The 5520-nt window shown below is 63.9% G+C and carries 3 protein-coding genes; 1 reads left to right on the plus strand and 2 read right to left on the minus strand.

Translation table 11 applies throughout. From position 1 onward, the window contains the following. On the plus strand, nt 1–720 hold a 720-nt coding region (locus A3E77_RS04580), incomplete at its 5' end, for a radical SAM protein (RefSeq protein WP_293643653.1). Between the two features lie 13 nt (nt 721–733). Here the strand turns inward: A3E77_RS04580 and A3E77_RS04585 are convergent. Together A3E77_RS04585 and dnaE are read right to left on the minus strand one after the other, a co-directional pair. Next, complete coding sequence (locus tag A3E77_RS04585) at nt 734–2338, minus strand: long-chain fatty acid--CoA ligase (RefSeq protein ID WP_293643654.1); 1605 nt, start codon at nt 2336–2338, stop codon at nt 734–736. 77 nt (nt 2339–2415) lie between these two features. Further along, nucleotides 2416–5520, minus strand: a 3105-nt coding sequence (dnaE, locus tag A3E77_RS04590; protein WP_293643658.1) for a DNA polymerase III subunit alpha, incomplete at its 5' end; no start/stop codon positions are given.

Below are 5520 nucleotides of genomic sequence, written 5' to 3' on the forward strand. Positions count from 1 at the left end.
CTGGCGAGACGGAATTATACCGCCGCGCCGCTCGCGATCGGGACCAACACCGACGGCTATCAGCCGATCGAGCGCGAATGGGGCGTCACCCGTTCGATCATCGAGGTGCTGGCCGAAACCCGCCACCCGTTGATCATCACGACCAAGTCTGACCGGGTGCTGCGCGATATCGACCTGCTCGCCGACATGGCGCGCGATAATCTGGTCGGCGTCGCGGTGTCGGTGACAACACTCGACCCGCACATCGCGCGGACGCTCGAACCGCGCGCGCCGCACCCGCGCCGACGCCTCGCCGCGATCCGCAAGCTGATCGACGCAGGCGTGCCGACGCAGGTCAACATCTCGCCGATCATCCCGGCGATCACCGATCACGAGATCGAGGCGATCATGGCGGCAGCCGCGGACGCAGGGGCGATCCGTGCATCCTACATATTGATGCGCCTGCCGCATGAAGTCGCGCCGCTGTTCCGCGCCTGGCTGGCCGCGCATTATCCCGACCGCGCCGACAAGGTCATGCATATGGTGCAGGACATCCGTGGCGGGCGCGACAACGACCCCAATTTCTTCACGCGCATGAAGGGGCACGGCGTCTGGGCGCAGTTGATCCGCACCCGGGTGAAGCGCGCCGCCCGCGAACATCATATGGACAAAAGCTTCCCGCCGATCCGCAGCGACCTGTTCCGCCCGCCCGAACGCGACGGCCAAATGGAGCTGTTCTGACCCGGTCGTCCGGCTACGCTGCTACCAGCGACTTCAGCTTGTAATCCTTGTAATCGTCACGGATCTGGCGCTTCAGTATCTTGCCGGTCGCGGTATGCGGCAGCTCATCGACAAAAATGACCTCGTCGGGCAACCACCATTTGGCGACCTTGTCCTTCAGATAATCGACAATCGCCGCTTCGCTGGCCTCGGCGCCGGGCTTCCTGACGATCAGCAGGATCGGCCGCTCGTCCCATTTGGGGTGATAGACGCCGACTGCCGCCGCCTCCTGGACGCCCGGCGCCCCGACTGCAGCATTTTCCAGCTCGATCGAGCTGATCCACTCGCCGCCCGACTTGATGACGTCCTTGGCGCGGTCGGTGATTTGCATGACTCCGTCGGGGTGGATGACAGACACGTCGCCGGTATCGAACCAGCCATCGGCGTCCGCGGCGTCGGTATCGGCCTTGAAATAGCGTTGGATGATCCACGGCCCGCGGCATTGCAGCCGCCCGCTTGTTACACCGTCGCGCGGCAGTTCATTATCTTCGTCATCGACGATGCGCAGTTCGACCCCGAACGGTGGGCACCCCTGACGGCACACGACGTCAACGCGCTCGTCAAAGCTCATCTCGTCCCAATTCCACGGTCGCTTGCCCATCGTCCCGATCGGCGAGGTTTCGGTCATTCCCCACGCGTGCGCAACCTCGACCCCGGCGTTCATGAAACGCTCGATCATCGCTCGCGGTGCCGCCGATCCGCCGATGATCACGCGCTGCAACTTGCCATAGTCGATGCCCGTCGCGTCCATATGACCGAACATCGCAAGCCATACGGTCGGAACGCCCGCGCTGTGCGTCACACCCTCGTCATGCATCAGGTCACAGAGGGTCTTCGCGTCGTTGGTCGCCGAAAAGACGAGCTTGGCCCCGACGGTCGCCGCCGCGAAGGGAATGCCCCAGCTGTTGGCGTGAAACATCGGCACGATCGGCAGGATCACGCTGCGGTTCGACATGTCGAACACATCGGGCTGGATCTCGGTAATCGCGTGGATGACGTTCGAGCGATGTTCGTAAAGCACGCCCTTGGGGTTGCCTGTGGTGCCGCTGGTATAGCAAAGCCCGACCGGATCGCGTTCGTCGAGTTCGACCCATTCAAAGCTGCCGTCCTCGGCGTCGATCAGATCGCGATAAGACGAATATCCGTCGCGCGCCGGGGCGTCGAACAGGATGAAATGCTCGACCGTCGGCAATTGGTCGCGCAGCCGTTCGACAATCGGCAGGAACATCGCGTCGAACAGCAGGACGCGGTCTTCGGCATGGTTGATGATGTAAACGAGCTGCTCGTCGAAAAGCCGCGGGTTCACCGTGTGGAGCACCCCGCCCATGCCTGCGCTGCCGTACCAGCTGACCAGATGGTGGCCGTGGTTCATGGCGAGCGTCGCGATACGATCGCCCTTCTTCATCCCGAGCTTGGTCATCGCGGCGGCGAAGCGGCGCGCATCCTTGCCAACCTCTCCCCATGTCGATCGCGTCATGCTGCCATCCGCCCAGCGCGACACGATCTCGCGGGCCGCATGTTCGCGCGCGGCATGGTCGATCAGGCTGGTAACGAGCAGCGGCTGGCCCTGCATTCCCATGGTCGGCATCCTCTAATTTATATCGTTGCGATTGAGGAATAGGGCCGGAGATGCCTGCTATGCAAGGGGTGACGGGATTACCGAACCCTGAAATCGCGCGGCGCGACCAGGGAAAGGGCGGCGTCGGTTACGCCGGCAATCATTTCGAGACGCGAGACCGTGTCCGGCCCCAGCGCGAACCTGCGCCCCAGCTCGATCCCGATATCCTCGTCGGTCGCCGGGTCGCGGGTCGTCACGACGACCTTGCCGCGGGCATCGGGGCGTGTTTCGAGCAGCCGCGCCATCTCTGCCATCGCGTCGGGAAGCTCCACGCGGCACGCCAACTGGAGCGCCGCGGTGGCCGCGATATCGGCGAGTGGCTGCGCGCCGCGCACGGTCACGCGCGGCGTTTCCTCGCCTTCCAGCAGGTCGAGTTCGACCGACAGCATCGCGCATCCTCCATCGGCGGCGAGCGCTTCGAGCGTCTTGCTTGCCACCTCGTCGAAACAGCTCGACTGGAACTGCCCGCTGCGATCGGACAGCGTCAGGTTGAGGAAACGATTGCCACGTTGCGACACGCGCGGCCGCGCGCTTTCGACCATCCCGGCCATCACCATCGGAATGCGCGTGCCGGGGGTCATTTCGACATTGGCACAAATGTCGCCATAGGTGCGCGCGCCGCGCGCAGCGACGATCGCTTCATATTGTTCGACCGGATGCGACGAGAAATAAAAGCCGAACGCGTCTTTCTCGCGCGTCATTCGTTCGGCGAGCGTCCAGGGCTCTGCCGCGGGCAGTTGCAGCGCCGGGGCGATCGCAATGTCACCGCCGAACAGACCGCCCTGCCCCGTCGACCGTTCATGCGCCGAACTGTTCGCGCAGGCGAGCAGGGCCTCGGCCCCGGCAAAGGCGCGGGGACGTTCGGGTTCGACGCAATCGAAAGCGCCAGCCCCTGCCAGCGCCTCGATCTGGCGCCGGTTGAGCAATTTCGGGTCGATGCGGCTCGCGAAGTCGTCGAGCGAGGCAAAATCGCCTTTCGCCTGTCGTTCGGCGACAAGCGCTTCCATTGCCTTTTCGCCGACCCCTTTTAGCGCGCCAAGCGCATAGCGCACCGCTAGCCCCTCGTCGGTTTGTCCAACCGAAAAATCGGCCTCGCTGTCGTTGATCGACGGCGGCGCGGCGTCAATGCCGAGCCGACGCAGATCGTCGATGAAGATCGAAAGCTTGTCGGTTTGATGGCTGTCGAACGACATCGATGCCGCAAAAAATTCATGCGGATAATGCGCCTTCAGCCACGCCGTCTGGTAGGAGAGCAAGGCATAGGCTGCCGCATGGCTCTTGTTGAAGCCATAGCCCGCGAACTTGTCGATCAAGTCGAACAATTCGTTCGCCGCCTTGGGCGCGATCTGGTTATGCTCGCCGCAGCCCTTCACAAACGTCTCGCGCTGGGCGTCCATTTCGGCCTGGACCTTCTTGCCCATCGCACGGCGCAGCAGGTCGGCGCCGCCAAGGCTGTAGCCGGCCAGGATCTGCGCCGCCTGCATCACCTGTTCCTGATAGACGAAGATGCCGTAGGTCTCGGCCAGGATGCCTTCGAGCAGCGGATGCGGATAAGCGATCGGCTCGCGCCCGTTCTTGCGGGCGCCGAACAGCGGGATATTGTCCATCGGACCGGGGCGATAGAGCGCGACAAGTGCGATGATGTCGCCGAAATTGGTCGGCTTCACCGCCGACAGCGTGCGCCGCATACCTTCGGATTCGAGCTGGAATACCCCGACCGTTTCGCCGCGCTGGAGCAGTTCATAGACCGCGCTGTCGTCCCAGGCGAGCGCGTCGAGATCGACGTCGATCCCGCGCAGCGCGAGCAACCGTCGCGCTTCCTTGAGCACCGACAGCGTCTTGAGGCCCAGGAAGTCGAACTTCACCAGCCCCGCGCTCTCGACATATTTCATGTCGAACTGCGTCACCGGCATGTCCGAACGCGGGTCGCGGTAAAGCGGGACGAGCTGGTCGAGCGGCCGGTCGCCGATCACCACGCCCGCAGCATGGGTGGAACTGTGGCGCGGCAAGCCTTCGAGCTGCTTCGCCATGTCGAACAGGCGGCGGACCCCGTCGTCCTGCTTATATTCGGTCATCAGCTCGGACACGCCGTTCAATGCGCGGTCGAGCGTCCAGGGATCGGTCGGATGGTTCGGCACCAGCTTGGCGAGCCGGTCGACCTGCCCGTAGCTCATCTGGAGCACGCGCCCGGTATCCTTGAGTACCGCGCGTGCCTTCAGCTTACCGAAGGTGATGATCTGTGCGACGGTATCGCGCCCGTACTTCTCCTGCACATAGCGGATGACTTCGCCGCGCCGGGTTTCGCAGAAATCGATGTCGAAGTCGGGCATCGACACGCGTTCGGGGTTGAGGAAGCGTTCAAACAGCAAGCCCAGCTTGAGCGGATCGAGATCGGTGATCGTCAACGCCCAGGCGACCACACTGCCCGCCCCCGACCCGCGCCCCGGACCGACGGGGATGTCATGCATCTTCGCCCATTTGATGAAGTCGGCAACGATCAGGAAATATCCTGGAAAGCCCATCTGGACGATGACCCCGACCTCGAATTCGAGCCGGTCGACATAGGCCTGGCGCTCCTCGTCCGACAAGTCCGGATAATGCGCCAGCCGTGCGTCGAGACCGTCGCGCGCGTCGCGAGCCAGCTGTGCCGCCTCACCCTCGCGGTCACCGGCAAGGCTGGGCAGGATCGGCGCGCGTTTCGGCGCCATGAAGGCACATCGCTGCGCAACGACCAGGCTGTTGCGGATCGCCTCGGGCATATCCGAAAAGGAATCTTCCATCGCCTCGGCGGGCTTCAGCCACGCCTCGGGGCTCGACACACGGCGGTCCTCGCTCTCGACATAGGCCGACTGCGCGATGCACAGCATCGCATCGTGCGCGGGGTGGAAATTGGGTTCGACGAAACTTGCGGGGTTGGTGGCAACCAGCGGCAGCGCGCGGGCATAGGCCATGTCGATCAACGCCTTTTCGGCTGCCATCTCCGCGGCCTCGCCGCGCCGCGACAGTTCGATGTAGAGTCGCCCCGCGAACAACGCTTCGAGCTGCTCGACATAATCATTCGCGGCCGTCACCTGCTCGCCCGACAGCAATCGCGCAAGCGCACCTTCGCCACCGCCCGTCAGGCAGATCAGCCCGTCGGTTTT

Source organism: Sphingopyxis sp. RIFCSPHIGHO2_12_FULL_65_19 (assembly GCF_001830555.1).
Lineage (GTDB): Bacteria > Pseudomonadota > Alphaproteobacteria > Sphingomonadales > Sphingomonadaceae > Sphingopyxis.

Coding starts and splice junctions, on each gene's coding strand:
- A3E77_RS04585 (WP_293643654.1), bottom strand. CDS start 2,338: ATGGGAATGCAGGGCCAGCCGCTGCTCGTTACCAGCCTGATCGACCAT.